Genomic DNA, 25,525 nt, shown 5'->3' on the forward strand with positions numbered 1-25,525 from the left:
ATCATTCGTGCGGCAGTCCTCTGGCTTACCTCGCTTACCCCGGTTACGTAAGAACCTGGCGTTCGCGCTGTCGCCACCTTCCGGCAACACGAATTATTTAGAGCAACAAATTGAATTTTATTTGTAAAACAGGCGGGATTTCCCCGCCTGATCAAACTTACTTCTTAGCGCGCTCTTCAAGCATAGCTACTGCTGGCAGGACTTTACCTTCCACGAATTCGAGGAATGCGCCGCCGCCAGTGGAGATGTAGGAAATTTTGTCCGAAATGCCGAACAGGTCAATCGCTGCCAGGGTGTCACCACCGCCGGCGATGGAGAAACCTTCGCTGTCAGCGATGGCGTTAGCCACGATTTCAGTCCCTTTACGGAAGTTCGGGAATTCGAATACGCCAACCGGACCATTCCACAGAATAGTTTTAGCGTTTTTCAGGATATCAGCCAGTTTCTGTGCAGAAACATCGCCCAGGTCCAGGATCTGCTCGTCATCTTTGATGTCGTTAACAGATTTCAGCGTCGCGGTCGCCGTTTCGGAGAACTCAGTTGCCACGCGAACGTCGGTCGGAACCGGGATATCGCAGGTGGTCAGCAGGCGTTTCGCTTCGTCAACCAGGTCAGCTTCGTACAGGGATTTACCCACGTTGTGGCCCTGAGCGGCAACGAAGGTGTTGGCGATGCCGCCACCGACGATCAGCTGGTCAGCGATTTTAGACAGGGAATCCAGAACGGTCAGTTTGGTGGAAACTTTAGAACCACCCACGATGGCAACCATCGGGCGAGCCGGCTCTTTCAGCGCTTTACCCAGCGCGTCCAGTTCAGCGGCCAGCAGCGGGCCAGCACATGCAACATCGGCGAATTTACCGATACCGTGGGTAGAGGCCTGCGCACGGTGTGCAGTACCGAAGGCGTCCATAACGAACACGTCGCACAGCGCCGCGTATTTTTTGGACAGCGCTTCGTCGTCTTTCTTCTCGCCTTTGTTAAAGCGAACGTTTTCCAGAACGACCAGTTCACCGGCGGCAACTTCAACGCCATCCAGGTAATCTTTAACCAGGCGAACCGGGTTAGACAGTTTGTCTTTCAGGTAATTAACAACCGGCAGCAGAGAGAATTCTTCGTTGTACTCGCCTTCGGTCGGACGACCCAGGTGAGAAGTGACCATCACTTTAGCACCCTGTTTCAGCGCCAGCTCAATGGTCGGCAGAGAAGCACGGATACGCGCGTCGCTGGTTACTTTCCCGTCTTTGACTGGTACGTTCAGATCGGCACGGATAAAAACGCGTTTACCAGCCAGATCCAGATCGGTCATCTTAATTACAGACATGGTGAATCCTCTCAATGATTCTTAAAGTTTTGCAGACGCCATACGCTCCATCACGAACAATGTTGCGCAGGGATGTCTCACCTGAAACCAATAACGGCCATCGCTAACGTCGTGTCGAGCATCCGGTTAGCAAAGCCCCATTCATTATCACACCAGACCAATGTTTTGATCAGATGAGCACCACTGACCCGGGTTTGGGTGCCATCAACGATGGCGCTGTGTGGGTCGTGGTTGAAATCTATCGAGACCAACGGCAATTCCGTATAGTCAACTATACCATGAAATGCACCTTGTGCTGCTTTTTGCAGCAACTGGTTGACTTCATTAGCCTTTACAGGTTTTTTCACCGTCACGCTAAGGTCAATCGCCGTCACATTAATCGTCGGTACGCGGACCGCAATTGCCTCGAAACGGTCGTTAAACTGCGGGAAAATTCGCGTGATCCCCGCAGAGAGTTTGGTATCGACCGGAATAATCGACTGGCTGGCCGCGCGCGTACGGCGCAGATCCGGATGATAAGCGTCGATCACCTGTTGATCGTGCATGGCGGAGTGAATTGTCGTTACCGTTCCTGACTCAATGCCGTAGGCATCATCTAACAGTTTTATGACCGGGATAATGCAGTTGGTCGTGCAGGAGGCGTTGGAGACAATACGATGCTCCGTACGCAACTCATCATGGTTCACGCCAAATACAACGGTCGCGTCAAGATCGCTGCTGCCGGGATGGGAAAAGAGCACTTTCTTTGCCCCTGCCCGAATATGGGCTTCGCCATGCTCACGGCTGCCGTAAACACCGGTACAATCGAGAACAATATCAACCGCCAGCTCCTGCCAGGGCAGCGCCTCAATCGAAGGTTCATGCAGCAGACGTATGGCATCATCGCCGACATACAGCTGCTCTCTCTCCTGGCGAACATCCCAGGCAAAGCGCCCATGGCTGGTGTCATATTTCAACAAATGCGCGATGCCCGCGGCATCCGCCAGCTCGTTGATGGCCACCACGGTAATTTCCGCACGACGCCCGGATTCATATAAAGCGCGAACCACGTTGCGTCCTATGCGACCGAAGCCATTAATCGCGATGCGTATGGTCATAGGTCTCCTGCAAGGTTGTCCCTGATTTGAGATGGCTGACAGAGTAATCCAGCAACGCCCGAAGGGAAACCTTACCCGTCGCAAACTGCGACTGATTGATTAATTGTCGAACATTTAAACGACTGAAACGCTTCAGCTAGAATAAGCGAAACGAGGAATAAAAGGAATGTCTGTCCAGCGGAAGAAGTGAGTTATCTGACGTACATCACATTTTGGATGGAATAATACGCAATCTGTCGGCGGCTATCGGGAATAACGGCGTCAAAAAAAAGCCGGGCGTTTAGCCCGGCTTTTTCTGCTGTTATCGCCCGGATAAGCGGGCAGATAACGACTACAGCAGCGCTTTCGCTTTCGCGACCACGTTGTCGACGGTGAAGCCGAACTCTTCGAACAGCTGCTCTGCCGGCGCAGACTCACCGAAGGTGGTCATGCCAACGATAGCGCCATTCAGGCCGACATATTTGAACCAGTAGTCGGCGATGCCGGCTTCAATGGCCACGCGAGCAGAGACCGCTTTCGGCAGCACTGATTCACGGTACGCCGCATCCTGCTTGTCGAACGCGTCGGTAGACGGCATGGAGACCACGCGCGCCTTCACCCCTTCGGCAGTCAGTTTGTCCCACGCGGCCACCGCCAGCTCCACTTCAGAGCCGGTGGCAATGAAGATCAGCTCCGGCTGACCGGCGCACTCTTTCAGCACGTAGCCACCGCGAGCGATGTTCGCCAGCTGCTCAGGAGTACGATCCTGCTGCGCCAGGTTCTGACGGGAGAGGATCAGCGCGGTCGGGCCGTCGTGACGTTCAACGCCATATTTCCACGCCACCGCCGATTCCACCTGGTCACACGGACGCCATGTGGACATGTTCGGGGTCACGCGCAGGGACGCCACCTGCTCTACCGGCTGGTGCGTCGGGCCATCTTCGCCCAGACCGATGGAGTCGTGGGTGTAGACCATCACCTGACGCTGTTTCATCAGCGCCGCCATACGCACCGCGTTACGGGCATATTCCACGAACATCAGGAAGGTGGAGGTGTACGGCAGGAAGCCACCGTGCAGGGAGATCCCGTTGGCAATCGCGGTCATGCCGAATTCACGCACGCCGTAATGGATATAGTTACCGGCGGTGTCTTCGTTAATCGCTTTCGAACCAGACCACAGAGTCAGGTTGGACGGCGCCAGGTCAGCAGAGCCGCCGAGGAATTCCGGCAGCAGCGGGCCAAACGCTTCAATCGCATTCTGCGACGCTTTACGGCTGGCGATTTTCGCCGGGTTAGCCTGCAGCTTAGCGATAAATTCACTGGCTTTGGCGTCGAAGTCAGTCGGCATTTCGCCCTTCATACGACGGGTGAATTCAGCGGCTTCCTGAGGGAAGGCTTTCGCATAAGCAGCGAACTTCTCGTTCCAGGCCGCTTCTTTCGCCTGGCCTGCTTCTTTGGCATCCCACTGTGCGTAGATTTCAGACGGGATGTCGAACGGCGCGTATTTCCAGCCCAGCTGTTCGCGGGTCAGCGCAATCTCTGCATCGCCCAGCGGCGCGCCGTGAGAATCGTGGGTGCCCGCTTTGTTCGGGGAACCGAAGCCAATGATGGTTTTGCACATCAGCAGGGACGGTTTGTCGGTGACCGCACGCGCTTCTTCTACCGCACGTTTGATGGCGTCTGCGTCGTGACCGTCAACGCCGCGCACCACGTGCCAGCCGTAGGCTTCGAAACGTTTAGCGGTGTCGTCGGTGAACCAGCCTTCCACATGACCGTCGATGGAGATACCGTTGTCATCATAGAACGCCACCAGTTTACCCAGTTTCAGGGTACCGGCCAGGGAGCAGACCTCGTGAGAGATCCCTTCCATCATGCAGCCGTCGCCCATGAAGGCGTAGGTGAAGTGGTCAACGATATCGTGGCCCGGACGGTTGAACTGCGCGGCCAGCGTTTTTTCCGCGATAGCCATGCCCACGGCGTTAGCAATACCCTGACCCAGCGGGCCGGTGGTGGTTTCTACGCCAGCGGTGTAGCCCACTTCCGGGTGGCCCGGCGTCTTAGAGAGCAGCTGACGGAAGTTTTTCAGCTCTTCGATCGGCAGATCATAACCGGTGAGGTGCAGCAGGCTGTAAATCAGCATGGAGCCGTGGCCGTTGGACAGCACAAAGCGGTCGCGGTCGGCCCAGGCCGGGTTCTGCGGGTTATGGTTCATGAAATCACGCCACAGGACTTCGGCAATGTCAGCCATACCCATCGGGGCACCCGGGTGGCCGGATTTGGCTTTCTGTACAGCATCCATGCTCAGCGCACGAATAGCGTTAGCAAGCTCTTTACGTGAGGACATTTTGACTCCAGTTCGGACTGTTGAAGGCCATACCCTTAACGACTTGACGAGAGCGCGTTTTGGGCTACGCCAGAAAAAAGTGTCAACAATGTAACCCAAGCGCGAAAGCATGTACATGGAGCATCCTTTTGTGGTTTAAGAAATCTCCGGAACACGTTGTGCTGCCCCGGAATCCTCTCGCCCGCGCCGCGCAATAGTCTTTATAATTTGTACAGGATGCGACAGCCTTATTGTTGCCTTTTTCAGTCAGATCATCGAACGAGTGTGGAAGATAAAAATGAAAATTCGCTCAACTATTCTTGCCCTTGGGATCGCAGCAACCCTCACCGGATGTCAGAACATGGACTCTAACGCCCTTCTCAGTTCGGGCGCCGAAGCTTTTCAGGCCTATTCCCTGAGCGATGCTCAGGTTAAAAGCTTAAGCGACCAGGCTTGCAAAGAGATGGATAGCAAAGCCACCCTGTCGCCGGCCAGCAGCGAATACAGCAAGCGTCTGAATAAAATCGCCGCCGCGCTGGGCGACAATATCAACGGCCAGCCGGTGAATTACAAAGTGTATGAAACCAAGGACGTCAACGCGTTCGCGATGGCTAATGGCTGCATCCGCGTCTATAGCGGCCTGATGGACATCATGAACGATAACGAAGTTGAAGCGGTAATCGGCCATGAGATGGGCCACGTCGCCCTCGGCCACGTGAAGAAAGGTATGCAGGTTGCGCTCGGCACCAACGCCGTTCGCGCCGCCGCCGCCTCGGCGGGCGGTATCGTCGGCAGCTTGTCGCAATCTCAACTTGGCGATCTGGGCGAAAAGCTGGTGAACTCGCAGTTCTCCCAGCGCCAGGAGTCCGAAGCGGACGACTACTCCTACGACCTGCTGCGTAAACGCGGGATTAATCCGGGCGGACTGGCCACCAGCTTCGAGAAGCTGGCTAAACTGGAAGCCGGGCGTCAAAGTTCAATGTTTGACGATCACCCGGCCTCCGAAGAACGTGCTCAGCATATCCGCGATCGCATGAAGGCAGACGGTATTAAATAATCTCCCCTTCCCCTCTCTGCGCCGCAGAGAGGGGAAGAGAGCTTAGTACAGCGTCTTCTGCGGCGGTCCAGCAAAACGCAGCGCGCCAATCTGCCCCATCCTGACCTCTACCACCGACGGCCCCGGCGTCGCCAGCGCTTCGGTCATCACCGAGGTGAAATCCTCCGCTCGCTCCACGCTCCACGCCTGCAGACCAATAGCCTGTGCCAGCAGCGTGAAATCCGGCGTGTGCAGTTCGTTGTAATACTGGCGACCGCCGAAATACTTATCCTGAATACCGCGCATAACGCCATAGCCGCCATCGTTCATGATAATCAGCGTGACGTTAGCTTTTTCCTGCGCCAGCGTCGCCAGCTCTCCAAGGTTCAGGCTCAGACCGCCGTCGCCGACCAGGCCAACTATCTTACGCTGCGGGTTGGCAATCGCCGTGCCGATCGCCATCGGCAGCCCCATTCCAATCGCCCCCGCCAGCGAATGCACGTTCATCAGCGGGCCATTTGCACGGAACAAGCGACTGCCCCACAGGCTGCCGGAGACGGTGATATCGCGGACCAGAATGCCGTCATCAGGCAGCGCCTGTTCGATAGCATCATTCAGCCGGGCATAGGCGCCGCACTGTTCACGTAGCCCGTGCTCAGCCAGCGTCACCGCCTCTTTTACCTGTGCGTCCCAGTGACCATTGCCCCATTCACGCCCCTGCGCTTTTGCCGCCAGCGCCGCCAGTAAAGCCGGACAATCGGCGATCAGCGTATTGTCCATCAGATAGTTACGGCTGGCCGCCGCCGGATCGATATCAATCTGTACGCGGGGTGACGGCAGTTCCAGCGTCCAGGAACGTGTTTCGTTACTGCGCAAACGCGAGCCCGCGACCAGGGTGAAATCACATTGCGCCATCAGCGCCTCAACGGAAGGCGAATTATGGAAGGCGCGCAGGCTGGCGCGATGGCTGTCCGGCAGCACGCCGCGCCCGTGAGTACTGGAGATCACGGTGATCCCCGCATCCGCCAGTTTTTTCACCGCCGCTTCGCTACCGATAGCTCCGCCGCCCAGCCACAGCAGCGGCTGTTTCGCCTGCCTGAGCTGCGCCCACAGGGTATCCACCGTTGTCTGAGCAACCGGCGGCGCCGGCGCGATGTGCAGCGGGGCGGTGACCAGCGCCAGGGGAATACTGGCTCCCTGAATATCAATCGGGATCTCCACCGATACCGGCCCGCACGGCGGCGTCCGCGCTTCCTGAATCGCCTTGTGCAAAATGGCGATCGCCTGGTTGGCGTTGCTGATGCGATACGCGCGTTTCGAACTGGCTTTCAGGAAGGTCAGCTGATCGCGGGTTTCGTGAATAAACCCGGTATCCGCATCCAGCCAGGTTTTCTCTACCTGACCGGTCAGATGCAGCAGCGGCGTACCGGCATTCATCGCCTCCACCAGCGCCCCGACTGCGTTCCCCGCCCCGGCGCCGGTGCTGGTTAGCGCGACGCCAAGGCCGGAAAAGCGACCGTGGGCATCGGCCATGGTCACCGAACCGGCCTCGCCACGCGCCGGAACAAAGCGGATATTGCCGCGCTGGCCAATGGCATCGGCAACCGGCAGGTTATGAATAGAGATGACGCCGTAAATAGCCTCAACGTTGTACTGCTCCAGCGTTCTGGCGATGGCTTCGCCGACGGTTATCATTTCGCTCATTGCTCACCCTTCTCTCAATCGCACCAGTGATTCACGCTATTACCCGTCGCCAGATAAATGCTCTTTTGTTGCATCCAGGCTTTCAGCCCCTGAATCCCTTTTTCGCGGCCCAGACCGCTCTCTTTAAAGCCCCCGAACGGGGTCGAAATAGAGAAAACCTTATAGGTGTTGATCCACACCGTCCCGGCTTCCAGACGTTCGCTTAAGCGCAGGGCGCGCCCGCTATCCCGCGTCCAGATCCCCGCCGCCAGACCATAGACCGAGTCATTGGCTTCGCGGATCAGCGTCTCCTCATCGCTGAAGGGTATCGCCACCAGCACCGGGCCGAAGATCTCTTCCTGACAGACCCGCGCCTGATTCGTCAGCCCTTCGACGATCGTCGGCTGGAAGTAGCTGCCCGCCGCCAGCGCCGGATCGGCCGGAATCTCCCCTCCGCACAGCACCCGCCCGCCTTCGCGTTTCGCCAGTTCGACGTAGGCGAGCACGCCGTCACGGTGCTGTTCATTAATCAGCGGCCCGATGTGGGTATCGTCGCTGAACGGATGGCCAATACGCAGTCCGCGCGTCAGCTCCAGCAGCCGCGCCATCAGCTGCGGGTAAACTTTTTCATGCACAAACAGCCGCGAACCGGCGATGCACGCCTGGCCGCCTGAGCTGAAAATGCCGTAGCAGATCCCCCGCGCCGCCTGTTCGATATCGGCATCTTCCAGCACGATGGTCGGCGATTTTCCGCCGAGCTCCAGCGACGCCGGGATCAGCTTTTCCGCCGCGACGTGCGCCAGATGACGTCCGGTGCTGGTGCCGCCGGTAAACGAAATTTTGCGCACCAGCGGATGACGCGCCAGCGCATCGCCAATCACCGATCCTTTCCCCGGCAGCACGCTCAGCAGCCCCGCAGGCAAACCGGCTTGCTCGAAGATCCGCGCCAGCTCCAGCGCCATCAGCGGCGTCGCTTCCGCGGGTTTGAGGATCACCGCATTGCCGGCGGCGATCGCCGGCGCCACTTTTTGCATTTCGCTGGCGATCGGCGAGTTCCACGGGGTGATCGCCGCCACCACGCCCAGCGGCTCGTAGCGGCTCAGGGTCAGCAGGTCTGCCTGACGCGGAGTCGGCAGCTCTCCTTCCAGCAGCTCGCAGGCGGCGGCGAAGTAGCGGGCGCTGCCCGCCGCGCTCATCACCAGGCCTCGCGCTTCCGCCAGCGGCTTGCCGTTGTCGCGGCTTTGCATCCGCGCCAACTCCTCAAGACGGGATTCGATAATATCCGCCACTTTATGCAGGATCTTTGCCCGCAGATGGGGCAGCATGTTGCGCCACGTTGGTTCCCGCCAGGCACGCTCGGCGCAGGTCATCGCTTCCTGCAGATCGTCGAGACTGGCCGCCCGCAGCGTTGCGTTCATCGAACCGTCCGCCGGAAAGTAACTGTGCATCAGATTGCCGCCGCCGTGGCGCCAGCGACCGCCGATAAAAATCGTTAATTCGTCCATTGCCGCCTCTTAGCGTTGCGCCAGTTCACGGCAGGCGCGTACCGCGCTCAGTGCCGCCAGGGTCGATGTTTTAGGATTGTCGGCCAGCGGCAGACCGCTCAGCTCGAGGCGAAACTCCCCGAACGCGCCTTCAACATGTAACGTGTGGGTGTTACGCCGCGTGGCCGGATCGACCATCAGCTGCACCCGCGTGTCGTCCATGCCGATACCGCCCAGCGCCACGGTTGCCGCCACGTTGGCATTCGCCGGAAACAGGCGTGCCGCTTCGCGGGCGCTGCCCTCAAAAAAGATTTTCGCTTCGCTGACCGCATTGAGGTCGATGAGCATTTCCGCGTAGCTTCCGCGCCAGCTGGCCGGGCTTTTGCGCGACTGATAGGTCACGCGCTCAAGACCGCCCTCTTTTGCCGCCGCCAGTCCGTCAATGCCGGCCACCGCGCCAGCGAGCAGCGTCAGCCTGCCGCCCGCCTGATATAAACGCTGTTCGAGCGCGCTATCGGCCAGCGCGCCGGTGGAGATCACCGCCAGATGCCAGCCGCGCGCGAGAATCGCTTCGCCATATTGCGCGACCGCCTGTTGGCTGGCGCACTCCAGTACCAGATCCGGGGCTTCCGTACAGGATTGCGGATCGTCAAGTACCGTCACCGCATCGCCAAAGCGGGCGCGAATCGCCGCATGGTGAGCCTCCCGGGCGACAATCCAGCCTAACGTGACCTGCGGGGGCAGCCGTTCAATCACCGCTTGCGCCATGGCGCCATAGCCGATAAGCATAATTTTTTTCATGATGGCTCCTTACAGGTGACGGCAAAAACCGCCGGAGACATCCAGCGCGGCGCCGGTGGTAAACGATGCCAGCGGCGAGGCCAAAAACAGCAGCGCCTGCGCAGGCTCCTGCGGCTTACCGAGCCGCGCCATTGGGATCCCGCGTTTACGGGCGATATCCGCCGTCCACTCGGGCCAGCTCTGGCGCTTGTCCGCGCGGTTTTCAAAGCGTCGCTGCCACTGCCCGGACTCCACCATGCCGAGCAGAATGGAGTTCACGCGAATGCCTTTGCTAATCAGCTCCTTCGACAGCGTCAGCGTCATGTTAAGCAGCGCCGCGCGGGCGGCGGAGGTGGCGATCATGTGTTCTTCCGGCTGCAGCGCCAGCAGCGAGTTCACGCAGGTAATCGAGGCGATATCCGAGCGCTCCAGCTGCGCCTGAAAGGCTTTTACCGGGTTAATCACCCCGAACAGCTTCAGCTCTGCCTCATGCAACCACGCCTCGCGCGGGGTATCGGCAAAATGCGCCACGTAGCCCTGCCCGGCGTTGTTGATCAACATGTCCGCGCCGCCAAAACGGTCCGCTACCGCATCGGCAAAGGCCTGCACCTCGTCTTCTTTCAGGACGTCGCAGCGGTAAGAGAAAACCTCCGCTCCGGGATACTCGTTCTGCAACGCGGCATGCGCGCTGGCGAGCCGGTCGGGATTGCGGCCGCAAAAGGCGACTTTCGCCCCTTCGCCCAGCAGCAGACGCAGCGTTTCAAAGCCGATCCCTGACGATCCTCCGGTGACTACCGCTACACGGCCTTCAATTTGTGCATTCATCGCGCACCTCTTCCCCTACCCGTAAAAGCTGTTGATTAAAAAAGGTTTCATTATCGAGATAGCTGGCGTGCCCCGCGTGCGGAATCGCCGTGTAACCCATGCCGTAGCGTAGCGCCAGACCACGCACCAGCTCCGGCTGCGTGATAGCGTCCTGCTCACCGCACCACACCTCAAACCGGCCGTGATAATCGCCAAGCCAGCGGTGAATATCGTCGTGCGCCAGCATCCACGCCGCGGCCAGATAGCCCTCACGACGCAGCTTGCGCATTCCGGCGGCAACGGTGGCGACATCGGCCTCCGCCGCACAGGGATGCAACAGCTTCGCCGCCCGGTTTTGCGCCAGCCGTTCTGCGCCTGACGCAATCAGCTGCTGGCGACTCTGCCAGACTTTTTCCCGCTGTTCCGGCTCCGCCTGGCCGTACCCCTGTGCGACATCGGCTAACACCAGATAGCGCACGCGGCGGGGATACTTCGCCGCAAAGGCGCTGGCCACCAGCGCACCGAGCGAATGCCCCACCACTACCGCCCGCTCAACGCCGGCGTGGTCCAGCAGGCGCGCCAGCGCATCGGCATAATCGCCCGCATTCGCCTGCTCAACCGGCAGCATCGGGCTTTCGCCATAACCGGGCATATCCCAGGCCAGCACGCGATAGCCGGACAGCGCCATCTGTTTATGCCAGGAAGCCGCGCCGGAGCTGATGCCGTGTAACAGCACCAGCGGCGTGCCGTGCCCTTGTTCACGAAAACCCGTCATACCGCCTCCTTAATTCCGTTTTACTTTCGACAGGGGGTGATCTTCCGGATAGGTCGGGATATTCGGCTTGCGGGTGCCCAACATCACGCACATCAGCGCCTCTTCCTCACCGTGGTTAAACAGCCCGCGGTAGATACCCGCCGGGACGGAGATCAGATCGCGCTCGCGCAGCACGGTTTCGGTATAGCTGTCGCCATCCTGAATCATCAGCGTTATCTGCCCTTTGAGCATGAAGAACACCTCCTCCACATCATCATGCAGGTGCAGCGGCCCTTCACATTTCGCCGGCAGCACCATGGTGGAGAAGGTGAAGTTTTCCGCCGCGACGGTATTGGTATCGCTCGCCACGCCGGTGGCGCCGGTGCCGATATAGCGCATCTGGGCGCGACGATATTTCGGGTCGAAATCGGCCTGGAATTTCAGCGCGTTCCAGTCATATTTCCGTCCCTCAAAGCGCGCGATACGCGACTCTACCCACTCTTCCATCGTCAGATGTTCCGGTTTGATACCCTGTTTTGCAGTTACGGTTGAATCAGTCATCGTTTTATCCTCAGTAACGTCTCAGCAGCGGCAGTAACAGGACGCAGCCCACCGCCGCCATCACCGCCAGAAAAATCAGCCCGGAATCCATGCTGTGGGTGAAGGCGATCAGCGCCCCCATCACCGCCGGCGACAGGGCGCCCGCAAAGTTCCCTAGCCCGTTGAAAATGCCCCCCGCCGTGGCGCTGACCCGGGGATGGGTCGCCTTGGCCAGCAGAGCGAAAATATTGGGTGCGCCGGTGCCCCACATAAAGGTGCTGAAACTCATCGCCGCAATGACCGTCAGCGGGGTGGCGAAGTGCATCACCGCCGCCAGGCCAACCGCCGCCCCGGCCAACGAGATAAAGCAGGCAGCCGCGCGTTTATCAAGACGATCGGAGAGCCAGGCGCCGATCACTTCTCCCAGCAGCATGGCGATAAACGGCATTGACGACAGCCAACCGGCATGCTCCAGATGGATACCTTTGCCTTTAATCAGATAGCCCGGCAGCCAGCCGTTGATGCCCCACAGATAGGCCAGAAAGGCGATGTTAAACACGCAAATCATCCAGAAATGCGGGCTGACGAACAGCTCCCGTCGCGCCGCGCGGCGCGCCTCCTGGGAGACCTTTTCGCCGGACGCTTTGCTCTCCAGCTGCACCCCGCTCAGGCCGATGCGCACGAAAATCAGCACCGGCACCGTCAGCATCGCCATCACAAAGAAGGTGCTCTGCCAGCCAAAGGTATTGAGCAACCAAATCGACAGCGGAAAACCAATCGCCGCGCCGACCGGTGTCCCGAGCAGCCACAGCATGGTGGCCCGCGCCTGAAGCCGCTGCGGAAAGGTGTGGCGGACGATGGCGAACGCCAGCGGAAACAGCGGTCCTTCGGCAATGCCGAGCAGAATGCGCAGGGTGACCATCACGGTGTAGTTATGGGTGAAGCCCATCATCACCATTAAAATGCACCACACCATCATCATCCCGGTGAGCAGGCGCAGCGGCGCGATACGGTCGCCCAGCCCGCTGAGCAGCACCGAGGAAAACCCGTAGCTCAGCAGGAAGGCACTCATCAGAATCCCCAGCCGCGTGGTGTCAAAATCCATCCCCATCGCCTGCTGGAAATGGCTATCGGAAAACAGCGCGGCAATACTGATTTTGTCGAAGAACGCCAGCAGTACGCAGGCCAGCAGCGACAGTGGAATCGCCCAGCGGACCGCTTTTTCAGGCGTGTGGACGCCCTCACCGCCTGCCTCAAGCGGCGCGGTGTTTGTCTCTAATGTGGTCATCTCTCCCCCTTAAGGGTGCGCGGGTCTTATCGCAATGACATCAGCGAAAAGGCCAGGTCATCGAGCGGTACGGCGGAAAGATCTCTCCCCGTGGCCATCCAGCGTTTCGCCAGCTTGACGGTGCGGGCGTCGTTAAACGCCACCAGCTGAGTCAGGCGACCGTCAGCATCGATCGAGAAAAACAGCGGCCCTTTGGGATCGCGGCGAACCACCGTCCGGGTTCCCGGCTGCGGAATGCCGAGGATCTGAATATTGTCGGCATATTGATCCGACCACAGCCACGGCGCGTCGGCGTAGCCGGCCGCCTGCGGGTTCCGCATCGCTTTCGCCGTCGCCACCGCCTGATTCTGGGCAAAGGCCCAGGACTGGATGCACAGACCATACTGGTGATGCTGCGCCACATCTCCGATCGCGAAGATCGCCGAATCGCTGGTCTGCCCCAGGGCGTTGACAACGATCCCGCGCTCGACCGCCAGTTCCGCGTCCCGCGCCAGTTCGAGATTGAGATCGACGCCGATCCCTACCACCACCGCATCAAAGATTTCCCGCTGACCATCGCAGTGAATTACCGGCAGACCGCCATCATCCTCCAGCTCCAGCGCGCCGCAGCCGCAACGAATATCGACGCCCCGATCGCGATGGATCCGTTCAAGTTCCTGCGACACTTCCGCGCTTACCGAACGCATACACAGCAGCGGTTGCTGTTCAAATAAGGTGACCGCGACGCCGCTTTTTCGCGCCGAGGCGGCAATCTCAAGACCAATCCAGCCGCCGCCGACAATCGCCAGCCGCGCGGTGGTCGCCAGCCGTTGCTTCAGGCGCTGCGCATCCTGCCAGTGGCGAAGCGTGTAAACCTGAGGCTGTTTCGCCCAGGCTTCGCCGGGCAGGCGGGCACGACCGCCGGTGGCGATCAGCAGCTGGTCATAGCCGAGCTGTTCGCCGTTGCTCAGATGAACGCTTTTGCTCTGGCGATCGATGGCCTCAGCGCGCAGCGGGCGGAACCAGCGAAGGTTTAACGCCTGCTGAACCTCTTCGCTGAACAGACGCGGCAGCGGCGCATCGGCTTCCAGCAGCGTCGCTTTTGACAGCGGCGGACGCTCGTAAAAATCCCACTCTTCTTCCGCCACCACGCAAATCTCACCGTCGTAGCCTTCGTCACGCAGGGTTTTTGCCGCCCAGCCTCCCGCCTGGCCGCCGCCGATAATGACTATCCGCGCCGTCATACCGCCTCCGGCTTTTTCTGCTGGCGGCGGGTATCGTGGTCGATCCCACCTTCCACCGCCCACTCGGTAAAGGAGACCAGCGAGTGTTCCAGCTCGCGCGGGCGCCAGTTCTCGGTCAGGAAATCATCGTTGGTGTAGTACTCAAAAGCGCCGCCGGTCGGGCTGTTGACGTACCAGAAATAGGCGGAAGAGACCGGGTGACGGCCGGGGCCAATAAAGGTGCTCCACGCGTTCTTATTCATCGCGATGCCGCCGCCAATCACTTCATGGATATCGCGGACGGTAAAGGCCACGTGGTTCAGGCCGCGCTTGCGGTTGGGGAGCTGCAATAAAAAGAGGTTGTGGTGGCCGCCGCGTACGCCGCAGCGCAGGAATACCGCACGATTGATGTAGCGATCGGAAACCTGGAAACCGAGCACGTCACGATAGAAGGCCTCGACCGCCGCCAGCTCTTCGACGAAGAACACCACGTGGCCTACGTTGATCGGCTGCGCGCCGTCATATACCGGGCTGGGCGTATCAATCCGGCGCACATCGCCCCATTGGTTAATCGGCTCAACGTTCAGCGTCACCGCGACTTGCTGAGTGACCTGTACGCGCAGCGTCATGCCGTTCGGATCCTGGCACTCCAGGGCACCATCAATCTCACGAAAAGCGGGCTGGCGGGACAGTTTGGGCCGCAGAGCATCCAGCGCCGCCCGATCCGCCACGCCCCAGGTCATACGGCGGAGGGTGTTACCCGCTTCAAAGGCCGGCGGCAGATCCGGGCTATGGATCGGGTTCAGTTCCACCCGCGCGCCGCTTAAGGTAGTAAAACGCTGGCCGCTGGCGTCGCCCGCCAGGCCAAAATCACGCATAAACCTGGCGCAATGAGTCAGGTCGTCGACGCCAAATTCCAGCTTTTCAATTCCGGTTACACTCATCGTTCGTAGCCTCTTTACCGTTCTGTCGCCCTGATTTGGGCGTAAAACATCCCCGACGCACTCAAGCGCCTGATGTTAACTTATTGATTTAACTGGCTTGTGACAGGTAGCCTAAAAAGCCAGAAATTTTGTCCGCCGCCAGGCTGACGTCGCTTTGCAGCCGTTCCCGATCGCTTTGCGGGATCTCATCCGACGGCACCAGAATACTGACCACCGCCGCTACCCGACCGCTGCGATCGTAGACCGGGTAAACAATAGAGGAGATGCCGTGGCGGTAGAAAGATTCGCCAATCACATAGCCACGCGCTTTATCCTGCTGCACCATCTGCCATAGCGCTTCGCGATCGTGAAGTTGCCCCGGCGTATTGCCCGGCAGCCGCTCATCGGGAAACAGCTGCTCAAACTCGCCGCGCGAGACATCGGTCAGCAACATGCGGCCCAGCGAGGTGCAGTGAACCGGCAGGCGGGTACCGATGCTGACCTGATTGATCCGTGAGCCGGCGGCGCTGACGCGGGCGATGTAAATAATGTCCCGACCGTCGCGGATCGCCAGATGACTGCTGCACTGACTGGTATCACGCAGCTGCTCTATCACCGGCTGGCCGACCTGCGCCACATCCAGTGAAGCAATATATTCAAAACCCAGACGCAGGACATTCATCCCCAGCGAGAAGGTATTGGTACGCGCGTTGCGCTCGAGAAACCCCATATACTCCAGCGTTTGCACCACGCGATAGGCGGTCGCTTTCGGCATATCCACCAGCCGATGCAGCTCGGCAAAGGTCAGATCGCGATGTTGCTCGCCAAATGCCAGCAGCAGCTGCAGTCCCCGCTCCAGCCCCGGCACCAGGTATTTCACTTCCTGAACGTTTGCCATACCGCCTCGCCTCTTTAGTTAAAAACAAATCCGCCGTTGACCGGGATCAGCTGTCCGGTGATAAACCGCGACAGGTCGCTTAACAGCCACACCACGCAGCCGGTCACATCTTCCGGCTGCTGGGCGCCGCTTAGCGCGCGCCCGTTCTCGTACAGCTGATGGCGCTCGGCAGGGACATATTCCGTTGCCTCCACGCGGGTTAGCCCCGGCGCGATGGCGTTAATACGTATGCGCTTCTCGCCCAGTTCGCGGGCCATCGAGCGCGTCATGGCGATCACCGCCCCTTTGCTGGCAACGTAGGCCATCAGCCGGGGGGCGCCCCATAGCGCGGTGTCGGAGGCGACGTTGACGATCCCGGCCCCTTCGCGCAGCAGCGGTACCGCCGCCCGGGTCACCAGCCAGGTGCCTTTGACGTTTACCGACATCACCCGATCCCACAGATCCGGATCGTAGTCGATCATGTCTTTACCGCCGACGCCGGTGGCCATCGCCGCGTTATTGACCAGGCCGTCGATCTTTCCTCGTTCGCCGATCGCGAGGAACGCCCCCTCGATGGATGAAGCATCGGCCAGATCGATCGCCTGTGATTCAATGCGATAACCCTGCTCGCATAGACGATGAGCGCTCTCCGCCAGTTCGCCCTGCAGGATGTCGCACATCACGACGTCAGCGCCCTGCTCCGCGCAGGCTTTGGCAAAATGAAAGCCCAGACCGCGCGCCGCGCCGGTAATCACGATACGTTTGCCGGTTAACAGCCCGTTCATCAGGCCGCTCCCTGCTGCTCTTCGCGCGCGGCCAGCTGCTCTTTCGCCGCTTTTTGCATCATCCGCCGCAGACGGGAAAGGCCGACGTCATGCTGATACAGGTATTCGTGATCGCGGGCGTTCGGCGCCAGGCTTTCGAGCACCACGCGATCTTGCTCCAGCACTTCCCAGTGCAGTTTTTCCAGACGGTTGCGATACATAAAGCGCCACAGATCGCGCTGCCAGCCCTGCACGCCGCGAATACGCCAGAAGAAGACCCGGCAGTTGTCGTTATCTTCCGGCACCACCATGCCGACGATCCAGAAGTGGCCGCCCGGCCCAAAACGCTTTTTGTACGGGATTGACAAGCGCATCCAGTAAGCGCCGCTGTTGCCCAGCTCGACCCAGTCGAAGTTGACGCCGCTCTGGCCTTTCTTCTCAAAGATAAAGCCGGTTTTCGTTGGCTGCAGCACCATGTCAGCTTTACGGTCGCCTTCCGCCATTGAGTGCGAAGAGGAGTGCAGGTAGGTGCCGTGCATCGGGTCCATCACGTTTTCCAGCGCGTACTGATAGTTGCATTTCCACGCGGCGGTGCAGAGGAAGTTGCTGTATTTGTCGCTATCGGCCAGCTCTTCCGGGAAGGTGAGCGGCTCGGGCTGCTGGTCGGGGGTGGCCGCAAACCATAGGAATATCGCGCCATGCGCTTCCTGGACGTGGTAGCTGCGCACGCACTGCTGGCCCACCAGCGGACATTTGTCGACCGCCGGAACATCTTTAACTTCGCCATTCCCGGCCACTTCCACGCCGTGATACCAGCAGGCGATACGATCGCCGAGATTCCAGCCCATCGACAGACGGGCACCGCGGTGCGGGCAGCGGTCCTCCAGCACCTGCAGCTCTCCGTCCTTGTTACGCCACACCACAATTTGCTCGCCGAGACGGGTAATACCCACCGGAGCGGACTGCACTTCCCAGCTCGCCAGAACCGGATACCACAGGCCACGTAAACCTTTATCGAGATAGTTTTGTACCGTTGTCGTCATCGCCGTGCCCTCAGTATCCGTTTACCTGCAAAAACACCCGAAAGCTCTCTTCGCTCCAGGCATCGCCTTGCCGATCGTGCATCTTCAGGGCATTCAGCCCGTCCACCAGCTGCGTCAGGCTCTCCGCCCCCTGCTCGAAAAGCGTTTCAAGGGTCGCGATAAGTTCCAGCTCCCAGCTTTCCGCAACGCGACTGCGGGTTTGCCAGATAAGGTTGTGATAATCGCCAGGCTTATGGATGTTGCCGTTCCCGCCTTCCGCAGGCGGCGTAAACTGGCGGCTTTCCGGCAGCGCCGGGTTAAAATCCAGGGATTCACTCATGCCACGTTCTCCTCGATAAAGGTAATCTGGATCTGATTGTCGTATACCCGCACCGGATAACGATTAAGGTTGCGCCCGCCGGGGCCATGCAGACACTGGCCGGTTTTAACGTCGAATACCGCTTCGTGCAGCGGGCATTCCACTTTGCCGTCTTCGACAAATCCCTGGCTTAACAGCGCATAGGCATGTGGACACACGTCTTCCAGCGCGTAGTACTCGCCATCAATCAGATAAATACCGATTTCTTTACCGTCGATGTTGCCGCTATAAGGGAAATCTTCCTGTACTTGCTCTGCGTCACATACGCCTATCCAGCTCATCACGATCCTCCAGGCTTTTGTTTCATATATGAAACTCTGTTTCTTATTTAATACGGTCAATATAAAAGCGTTCAATCTTTCGTCAAGCGGCAATGTGAAGAATTTGTTAATCAAGCGCGGTTTAATTATCTAAGTGTGCAATTGATCACGAAAAAAAGTGGCAATATGAAATTGTGATATTTAAAGAGTGATATGGAATTAAATTAAGCGCTCGCTAAAAACCTCGTGAATAGCTATTGACTTTCTTTCTAAATAGTCATTAAAAATGATAAAAGCAGTGCGTCATCAAGTTTCACCCATGAAACACAAGTTTAAATTAATCATTTAAAACAATGAGTTTCACTGATGAACCATTTTACATGCGTGATTATCACTGCTATTTAAAAATAATAATAACGATCCATCAATGAGCGAGGAAGAAGAATAACGATGACCGCAAAATGGCAGGGAACAATCGCATTATTGCTACTTATAATTATTTCTTACATTGACCGGGTGAATATTTCGGTGATGATTCTTAACCCCGATTTTGCCAGCCACTTTCATTTAAATGAAAACAGAATGTTACAGGGAATGCTGATGACCTGTTTTCTTCTGGGTTATGGATTCTCGGCATTATTATTAACACCAGTTATAGAAAGTAAGCTGCATTATCGACAGGGATTGTTAAGCAGCGTGGTGATATGGGCGCTGATCTGCGCCATCTCGCCGCTGCTGGGCTCGCTGATGGGGATGCTGCTGGCGCGGATTATCCTCGGGATCGCGGAAGGTCCGCTGTTTTCCCTTAAAACGCGCTTTATTAGCGATAACTTCTCTGCCGAAGAGATCGGCAAGCCCAATGCCGTCACCGCCCTGGGGGTCTCTTTGGGGCTGGCGCTGGGCTTTCCGCTGGTCACTTTTTTAGTCGAGCACCAGGGGTGGATGGGATCGTTTTACAGCCTGGCGGGGCTCAACCTGGTCCTCGGCGGCGGAGCGATCTGGCGCTTCTTACCGGCGCCGGCAGCCCCGATGAACAGCGCCCGTCCCGGCTTCCGCCAGACCTTTCTGCTGGCCTGGCATACGCCGCTTCTCGGCTGGATCCTGCTGGTTGAGATTGCCACTCTCAGCTATCTGTGGGGCAGCAGCGCCTGGCTGCCGGCCTGGCTACGTGATGAGCACCACTTTTCGCTGCAGGCCACCGGTTTGCTGGCTGCGATCCCTTTCCTGCTCAGCCTCGGTTCGAAATTTCTCGGCGGCGTGCTGCTCGATAAGCTGCGCCCGGAGCAGGCGCCGCTGCTGTTTATCGTCGGCGGATTGCTGACCGCCTGTTCGGTTATAGCGCTGATGCTTAGCCAGCAGCCGGCCCTGCTGGCGCTGTTTATGCTGTCGGCCAATATCTTCTGGGGACTGCAGGGCGCGGCGATACCGGCGGTGGTGCAGCATCATGCGCCGCGCCAGGCGGTGGGCAGCGCCTACGGCATTATTAACGGCGTGGGTAACATCTGTGCGGCATTTATTCCGCTGCTGATGGGAATGGTGATGAAGTCGGCGGGATCGGTGAGTTCAGGATTTTCAGTACTGGTGGCCTCGCAGGCGATCACGCTGCTGGCCGGAGGAATGCTGCTGCTGCGCATGCGTCGCGCAGCAGCAGTGAGCGCGTAAGGTTTATTCGCCTTTTTTCGCCGCCTGGATGTAGAGCATTTCCAGCGCCAGGGTCGCCGCCGCCAGGGCGGTGATCTCGGACTGATCGTAGGCCGGCGCCACTTCCACCACGTCCATGCCGACGATGTTCAGATCCTTCAGGCCGCGCACCAGCTTGATCGCGCGATCGGAGGTCAGTCCGCCGATCACCGGCGTACCGGTTCCCGGTGCAAACGCCGGATCCAGCGCATCGATATCGAAGGTCAGATACACCGGCATATCGCCGACGATCTGTTTCACCTGAGCGATGATGTCATCCACGGAACGATCGTTCACCTGGCAGGCATCCAGTACGGTAAACCCGTTGTCTTTGTCGAACTCCGTACGAATACCGATCTGCACAGAGTGATTCGGATCGATCAGACCTTCTTTCGGCGCAGTGAAGAACATGGTGCCGTGGTCAAATTCGCAGCCGTTGGCGTAGGTATCGGTATGGGCATCAAAGTGCACCAGCGCCATTTTGCCAAAGTGCTTCGCATGAGCGCGCAGCAGCGGCAGAGTGACGAAGTGGTCGCCGCCGAAGGAGAGCATACGCTTCCCGGCCGCCAGCAGTCTTTCCGCATGCGCCTGCAGTTTTTCGCTCATTTCGCGCGCGTCGCCAAAGGCGTAAACCAGGTCGCCGCAGTCGACAACGTTCAGGCGCTCGCGCATATCGAAGTTCCACGGGAAGCGGTTGCCTTCCCAGGCCAGGTTGGTGGAAACCTGACGAATCGCCGCCGGGCCGTGACGCCCGCCCGCGCGACCGGAGGTTGCCGCATCAAAAGGAACGCCGGTGATCACCCAGTCGGCGTCGCTGTCATACGGCTGGAAGTTCAGCGGCAGACGCAAAAAACCAAACGCGTTAGAGACCAGGGAATTATCGTATTGATGACCTAAAGTGCTCATGGGTGTGACCTCTTTTTACAGGCGATATAGTTAAAAATGCACATAAAAAAACCCCTCCGCGTCGTTAGGCCCGACGAGGAAGGGTTTGAATAGGGTGACTGCTTGTTGGGCGAATTATCGCCGTTAATACGTACGGGTTCAAGAGAGTATAGCAAATACCGCCCCGTAGCTTGTTGCTGCCGGCCTGGTCTTATCCGCCCAGCGTCCGTAGGCCCGGTAAGCACAGCGCCACCGGGCAACAACGGTTACTCGTCTTCCAGATAAGTGTATCCGTACAGCCCCGCTTCGAACTCTTCGAGGAACTGCTGCTGCAGCGCTTCGTCGAGGCCGGAGTTTTTCACCTGATCGCGGAACTGGGTCAGCAGCGTGTTCGGATCGAGCTGCACATATTGCAGCATATCCGCCACGGTATCCCCTTCGTCGGAGAGCTCAACCTCAACGCTGCCGTCAGGGAAGACGAAGACGTCCACCGCTTCAGTATCGCCGAACAGGTTGTGCATGTTCCCGAGGATCTCCTGATAGGCGCCAACCATAAAGAAGCCCAGCATCGGCGGGTTTTCAGGATCGTATTCCGGCATCGGCATGGTGGTGGCAATCCCGTCGCCATCCACGTAGTGGTCAATCGCGCCATCGGAGTCGCAGGTAATATCCAGCAGCACCGCGCGGCGTTCAGGTACCATGTTCAGCCCTTCCAGCGGCATCACCGGGAACAGCTGATCGATACCCCACGCGTCCGGCATCGACTGGAACAGCGAGAAGTTGACGTAAATCTTATCCGCCATCCGCTCCTGCAGTTCGTCGATAATCGGACGATGCGCGCGGTTGCTCGGGTCGAGCTGTTTCTGGACTTCATGGCACATGTTCAGATACAACTGTTCTGCCCAGGCGCGCTCCTGAAGATTGAAGGTACCGGACGAGTAGCCGATATGAATATCGTGGAGATCCATCTGGCTGTCGTGCAGCCATTCGCGCAGCGAGCGGCGATTGCCGGTCTCGTGCATCTCCTGCCAGGTTTCCCACATGCTCTGCAGCGGACGCGCTGCGTCTTGCGCAGGCGGGGTCGCTTCGGTGTATTCGTTGCGCTCAACGCCGATGATGTTGGAGACCAGCACGGTGTGGTGTGCGGTAACCGCGCGCCCGGATTCGGTAATCACCGTCGGGTGCGGCAGGCCGTTCTCTTCACAGGCATCGCCAATCGCCCAGATAATGTTGTTGGCGTACTCATTCAGGCCGTAGTTCACCGAACAGTCGGACTGTGAACGGGTACCTTCATAGTCCACGCCCAGACCGCCGCCAACATCGAAGCACTGAATATTAACGCCGAGCTTATGCAGCTCAACATAGAAGCGTGACGATTCACGCACGCCGGTGGCGATATCGCGAATGTTGGCCATCTGCGAGCCGAGGTGGAAGTGCAGCAGCTGCAGGCTTTCCAGATGCCCTGCCGCGCGCAGAATCTCAACCAGCTGCAGAACCTGTGTTGCCGCCAGGCCGAACTTCGATTTTTCACCGCCGGAGGACTGCCATTTACCGGAGCCCTGCGAGGCCAGACGCGCACGCACGCCAAGGCGCGGAACGACATTCAGGCGCTCGGCTTCTTCCAGCACGATGGCGATTTCCGACATCTTTTCGATGACCAGATAGACCTTGTGGCCCATCTTTTCGCCGACCAGCGCCAGACGGATATACTCGCGGTCTTTGTAGCCGTTACAGACGATCACGCTGCGGGTCATACCGGCGTGCGCCAGTACCGCCATCAGCTCCGCCTTGGAGCCAGCTTCCAGACCCAGCGGTTCACCGGAATGGATCAACGACTCAATCACGCGGCGATGCTGGTTAACCTTGATCGGGTAAACCAGGAAGTAGTCGCCGTTATAGCCGTAGGACTCACGCGCGCGTTTAAACGCGGCGTTAATCGAACGCAGTCGGTGTTGCAGGATCTGCGGGAAGCAGAACAGTGCCGGCAGGCGCTGCCCCTGCGCTTCGCGTGCTTTCACTAATTCTGCAAGGTCAACGCGCGCTTCCGGGACGTCAGGATCCGGGCAAACGCTGATATGGCCCAGTTCGTTAACGTCGTAGTAGTTATTACCCCACCAGGCAATATTGTAAGTACGTAGCATTTTGCTGGCTTCCTGGGAGCTCATCGCAACCTCCTGCATGGAACGTAGTACGCCGTGTTCGCCTGCTGACGAAGGCGAAACTGAAGAAATGTCGTCAGACATAGCGAACCTCAAATTGTAATATTGACTACTATCGCAGTCCGAAGACGCGATAACAACCCATGAACAGTCCTAAACCCCAGCAGATAGTGCTGGCTTTGCGACTGCGCGACCGGTTTCTTATTCATATCATAGTAAAACACATACCCGAACGTAGTATGACAGTCCGGAGAAACCACGAGAAAACCCTTGCGACAGCAAGAGCGCCCTTGTTCAGTTTTCAGATAGCCTGCCGGCCCTGGAATCCTGAGAAGCGCCGAGACGGGTAGAACATCGGCTGATTTGCATGAAAGAGATGCAGATTGCGGGATAGCGACGCGCGACGGAACGACGCGACGAGTCGGATGAAAAACGTGGGTTCATTATCTGATATCACCTCCACACTGCCCCGATACGGGCCAGCGATAAGCCAAAGCTAGACATACCACAGCAGGTGCCAAAACACCGCGGCGGATTTCTGTAAAAACAGACTGCTTAACCCGGCTGGAAGTGGCGTCACGAGATGTGCTTCGTGCGCTTTTTTTAATGAGCCGCGCGCGGCGTTTTATACCGATAAGCCGGCTAAAATGCAAAATAAAAATGGGCGAGTTGCCGCGAATGGCAGGAAAAATTGCCACCCTCTATTTTTCATCAATGCGACCTGCATCAAAAAAGGCTGGAAATGGGATTAAGATTTGACCTAAAATAGCCATCCAGAAGTTAATCCGTCTATACTGATTAACACTCAGACTGCTCGTGTCACTACCTGCAAGTTTTGGTAGAATCATCTACCACAGCTAATCCACACAACAGTATGAGCTACACGAATACTCCACAGGTAAAATAAAACATGGCAAAACACCTCTTTACGTCCGAGTCCGTATCAGAAGGGCATCCAGACAAAATTGCTGACCAAATCTCCGACGCCGTGCTGGATGCGATCCTTGAACAGGATCCGAAAGCGCGTGTCGCGTGTGAAACTTATGTCAAAACTGGCATGGTGCTGGTCGGCGGTGAAATCACCACCAGCGCATGGGTTGATATCGAAGAGATTACCCGTAACACGGTTCGTGAAATTGGCTACGTGCATTCCGATATGGGCTTTGATGCCAACTCCTGTGCCGTACTGAGCGCCATCGGCAAACAGTCCCCGGATATCAATCAGGGCGTTGACCGCGCCGATCCGCTGGAACAAGGGGCGGGCGACCAGGGCCTGATGTTTGGCTATGCTACCAACGAAACCGACGTTTTGATGCCGGCGCCGATCACCTATGCTCACCGTCTGGTGCAGCGTCAGGCTGAAGTGCGCAAAAACGGCACGCTGCCGTGGCTGCGTCCGGATGCGAAAAGCCAGGTGACCTTCCAGTATGACGACGGCAAAATCGTCGGTATCGATGCCGTGGTTCTGTCCACTCAGCACGCGGAAGACATCGATCAGAAATCCCTGCAGGAAGCAGTGATGGAAGAGATCATCAAGCCGGTTCTGCCGACTGAATGGCTGAACAGCGCGACCAAATTCTTCATCAACCCGACCGGTCGTTTTGTTATCGGCGGCCCGATGGGCGACTGCGGTCTGACCGGCCGTAAAATCATCGTGGATACCTACGGCGGCATGGCTCGCCACGGCGGCGGCGCGTTCTCCGGTAAAGATCCGTCTAAAGTTGACCGTTCTGCGGCCTATGCCGCACGCTATGTCGCGAAAAACATCGTGGCGGCTGGCCTGGCTGACCGTTGTGAGATTCAGGTCTCCTACGCTATCGGCGTGGCAGAACCGACCTCGATTATGGTGGAAACCTTCGGTACCGAAAAAGTGCCGTCCGAGCAGCTGACTCTGCTGGTGCGTGAATTCTTCGACCTGCGTCCTTACGGACTGATCCAGATGCTGGATCTGCTGCACCCGATCTACAAAGAGACGGCGGCATACGGTCACTTTGGTCGTGAACATTTCCCGTGGGAAAAAACCGACAAAGCCGCTCTGCTGCGTGAAGCTGCCGGCCTGAAATAAGCGCGCGCTTTACCGTTTCAAAGGCCAGCTTCGCGCTGGCCTTTTTGTTTTCCCCCCTTCGACACTTCTCCCCTGACGCCCCCGCACTGCCGCATTGCCGCCGAGCCTTTTCAACAATTAATGAAAGCGATTACATTAGAGCCATAGCCACAAATAATGCATGATGATGCGTTAGTGAAACATTTTTTCACCATGTTGCATTATGTTTCAGGCTTATCTG

24 protein-coding genes are annotated in these 25,525 nt (G+C 58.2%); 3 read left to right on the plus strand and 21 right to left on the minus strand.

From position 1 onward, the window contains the following. Positions 1-157 precede the first annotated feature (157 nt). From pgk to tkt, 3 genes are all read right to left on the minus strand, one after another. Positions 158-1,321, minus strand: a complete 1,164-nt coding sequence (gene pgk / locus ROR01S_RS05800; protein WP_004867431.1) for a phosphoglycerate kinase — start codon at positions 1,319-1,321, stop codon at positions 158-160. Positions 1,322-1,398: 77 nt separating this feature from the next. After that, the gene (gene epd / locus ROR01S_RS05805) at positions 1,399-2,418 is read right to left on the minus strand and encodes an erythrose-4-phosphate dehydrogenase (RefSeq protein WP_015585767.1); all 1,020 of its coding nucleotides are present in this window, start codon (positions 2,416-2,418) and stop codon (positions 1,399-1,401) included. Between the two features lie 331 nt (positions 2,419-2,749). Beyond that, positions 2,750-4,741, minus strand: a complete 1,992-nt coding sequence (gene tkt, locus ROR01S_RS05810) for a transketolase (RefSeq protein ID WP_064359195.1) — start codon at positions 4,739-4,741, stop codon at positions 2,750-2,752. A gap of 277 nt (positions 4,742-5,018) precedes the next feature. On the opposite strand from tkt, the gene loiP reads away from it, so the two are divergent. Next, positions 5,019-5,777, plus strand: coding sequence for a metalloprotease LoiP (loiP, locus tag ROR01S_RS05815; protein ID WP_004867438.1), 759 nt, complete (start codon positions 5,019-5,021; stop codon positions 5,775-5,777). A gap of 42 nt (positions 5,778-5,819) precedes the next feature. Here the strand turns inward: loiP and ROR01S_RS05820 are convergent, their stop codons facing one another. The 14 genes from ROR01S_RS05820 to ROR01S_RS05885 all read right to left on the minus strand — a co-directional run bounded on the left by ROR01S_RS05820 (position 5,820) and on the right by ROR01S_RS05885 (position 18,537). Continuing rightward, entirely contained in the window at positions 5,820-7,460 is a 1,641-nt protein-coding gene (locus ROR01S_RS05820) for a thiamine pyrophosphate-binding protein (RefSeq protein WP_032718233.1), read from the minus strand. 14 nt (positions 7,461-7,474) lie between these two features. Further along, entirely contained in the window at positions 7,475-8,944 is a 1,470-nt protein-coding gene (locus tag ROR01S_RS05825; protein ID WP_064359196.1) for an aldehyde dehydrogenase, read from the minus strand. Between the two features lie 9 nt (positions 8,945-8,953). Beyond that, positions 8,954-9,724: an aspartate dehydrogenase gene (locus ROR01S_RS05830; RefSeq protein ID WP_004867444.1), complete on the minus strand. Its 771-nt coding sequence runs from the start codon at positions 9,722-9,724 to the stop codon at positions 8,954-8,956. 9 nt (positions 9,725-9,733) lie between these two features. Further along, the gene (locus ROR01S_RS05835; protein ID WP_015585763.1) at positions 9,734-10,528 is read right to left on the minus strand and encodes an SDR family oxidoreductase; all 795 of its coding nucleotides are present in this window, start codon (positions 10,526-10,528) and stop codon (positions 9,734-9,736) included. Further along, positions 10,512-11,282, minus strand: a complete 771-nt coding sequence (locus ROR01S_RS05840; RefSeq protein ID WP_048023408.1) for an alpha/beta fold hydrolase — start codon at positions 11,280-11,282, stop codon at positions 10,512-10,514. The genes ROR01S_RS05835 and ROR01S_RS05840 overlap by 17 nt, the downstream gene beginning before the upstream one ends. Before the next feature lie 9 nt (positions 11,283-11,291). After that, positions 11,292-11,822 carry a cupin domain-containing protein gene (locus tag ROR01S_RS05845; protein WP_004867451.1) on the minus strand — a complete coding sequence of 177 codons (531 nt, stop codon included), beginning with the start codon at positions 11,820-11,822 and terminating at the stop codon, positions 11,292-11,294. Positions 11,823-11,832: 10 nt separating this feature from the next. Then, on the minus strand, positions 11,833-13,089 hold the full coding sequence (locus tag ROR01S_RS05850) for an MFS transporter (RefSeq protein WP_004867453.1): 1,257 nt from the start codon (positions 13,087-13,089) through the stop codon (positions 11,833-11,835). A gap of 26 nt (positions 13,090-13,115) precedes the next feature. Next, positions 13,116-14,312, minus strand: coding sequence for an NAD(P)/FAD-dependent oxidoreductase (locus ROR01S_RS05855; protein ID WP_064359197.1), 1,197 nt, complete (start codon positions 14,310-14,312; stop codon positions 13,116-13,118). After that, positions 14,309-15,235 (minus strand): VOC family protein, encoded by a 927-nt coding sequence (locus ROR01S_RS05860; RefSeq protein ID WP_004867458.1) that lies wholly within the window; start codon positions 15,233-15,235, stop codon positions 14,309-14,311. Before ROR01S_RS05860 ends, ROR01S_RS05855 begins: the two co-directional genes overlap by 4 nt. A gap of 88 nt (positions 15,236-15,323) precedes the next feature. Beyond that, the gene (locus ROR01S_RS05865) at positions 15,324-16,112 is read right to left on the minus strand and encodes an IclR family transcriptional regulator (protein ID WP_004867460.1); all 789 of its coding nucleotides are present in this window, start codon (positions 16,110-16,112) and stop codon (positions 15,324-15,326) included. Between the two features lie 14 nt (positions 16,113-16,126). Beyond that, entirely contained in the window at positions 16,127-16,876 is a 750-nt protein-coding gene (locus ROR01S_RS05870) for an SDR family oxidoreductase (RefSeq protein ID WP_064359198.1), read from the minus strand. Continuing rightward, the gene (locus ROR01S_RS05875) at positions 16,876-17,898 is read right to left on the minus strand and encodes a Rieske 2Fe-2S domain-containing protein (protein WP_064359199.1); all 1,023 of its coding nucleotides are present in this window, start codon (positions 17,896-17,898) and stop codon (positions 16,876-16,878) included. Before ROR01S_RS05875 ends, ROR01S_RS05870 begins: the two co-directional genes overlap by 1 nt. A 10-nt stretch (positions 17,899-17,908) precedes the next feature. Then, positions 17,909-18,217, minus strand: a complete 309-nt coding sequence (locus ROR01S_RS05880; protein ID WP_004867467.1) for a recombinase-like helix-turn-helix domain-containing protein — start codon at positions 18,215-18,217, stop codon at positions 17,909-17,911. Then, the gene (locus tag ROR01S_RS05885; protein ID WP_004151769.1) at positions 18,214-18,537 is read right to left on the minus strand and encodes a Rieske (2Fe-2S) protein; all 324 of its coding nucleotides are present in this window, start codon (positions 18,535-18,537) and stop codon (positions 18,214-18,216) included. The genes ROR01S_RS05880 and ROR01S_RS05885 overlap by 4 nt, the downstream gene beginning before the upstream one ends. A gap of 429 nt (positions 18,538-18,966) precedes the next feature. Here ROR01S_RS05885 and ROR01S_RS05890 point away from each other — a divergent pair, with 429 nt between their 5' ends. Further along, on the plus strand, positions 18,967-20,178 hold the full coding sequence (locus ROR01S_RS05890) for an MFS transporter (RefSeq protein WP_048023400.1): 1,212 nt from the start codon (positions 18,967-18,969) through the stop codon (positions 20,176-20,178). Positions 20,179-20,181: 3 nt separating this feature from the next. On the opposite strand, the gene speB is transcribed toward ROR01S_RS05890, so the two are convergent. From speB to yqgG, 4 genes are all read right to left on the minus strand, one after another. Then, the gene (gene speB / locus ROR01S_RS05895) at positions 20,182-21,102 is read right to left on the minus strand and encodes an agmatinase (protein WP_004867471.1); all 921 of its coding nucleotides are present in this window, start codon (positions 21,100-21,102) and stop codon (positions 20,182-20,184) included. A gap of 245 nt (positions 21,103-21,347) precedes the next feature. Further along, a complete protein-coding gene (gene speA / locus ROR01S_RS05900; RefSeq protein WP_004867474.1) occupies positions 21,348-23,324 on the minus strand; it encodes a biosynthetic arginine decarboxylase in 1,977 nt (658 codons plus the stop codon). A gap of 8 nt (positions 23,325-23,332) precedes the next feature. Next, the gene (gene yqgB, locus ROR01S_RS26965) at positions 23,333-23,449 is read right to left on the minus strand and encodes an acid stress response protein YqgB (protein ID WP_015585756.1); all 117 of its coding nucleotides are present in this window, start codon (positions 23,447-23,449) and stop codon (positions 23,333-23,335) included. A gap of 85 nt (positions 23,450-23,534) precedes the next feature. Further along, positions 23,535-23,684 carry a small protein YqgG gene (yqgG, locus tag ROR01S_RS27750; protein ID WP_418324751.1) on the minus strand — a complete coding sequence of 50 codons (150 nt, stop codon included), beginning with the start codon at positions 23,682-23,684 and terminating at the stop codon, positions 23,535-23,537. A 466-nt stretch (positions 23,685-24,150) separates the two neighbouring features. On the opposite strand from yqgG, the gene metK reads away from it, so the two are divergent. Then, positions 24,151-25,305, plus strand: a complete 1,155-nt coding sequence (gene metK, locus ROR01S_RS05905) for a methionine adenosyltransferase (RefSeq protein ID WP_004867476.1) — start codon at positions 24,151-24,153, stop codon at positions 25,303-25,305. The last annotated feature ends 220 nt before the right edge of the window (positions 25,306-25,525 follow it).

Origin of the sequence: Klebsiella ornithinolytica NBRC 105727 = ATCC 31898, assembly GCF_001598295.1 — a bacterium.
In the GTDB taxonomy this organism is placed as follows: Bacteria; Pseudomonadota; Gammaproteobacteria; order Enterobacterales; family Enterobacteriaceae; genus Klebsiella; species Klebsiella ornithinolytica.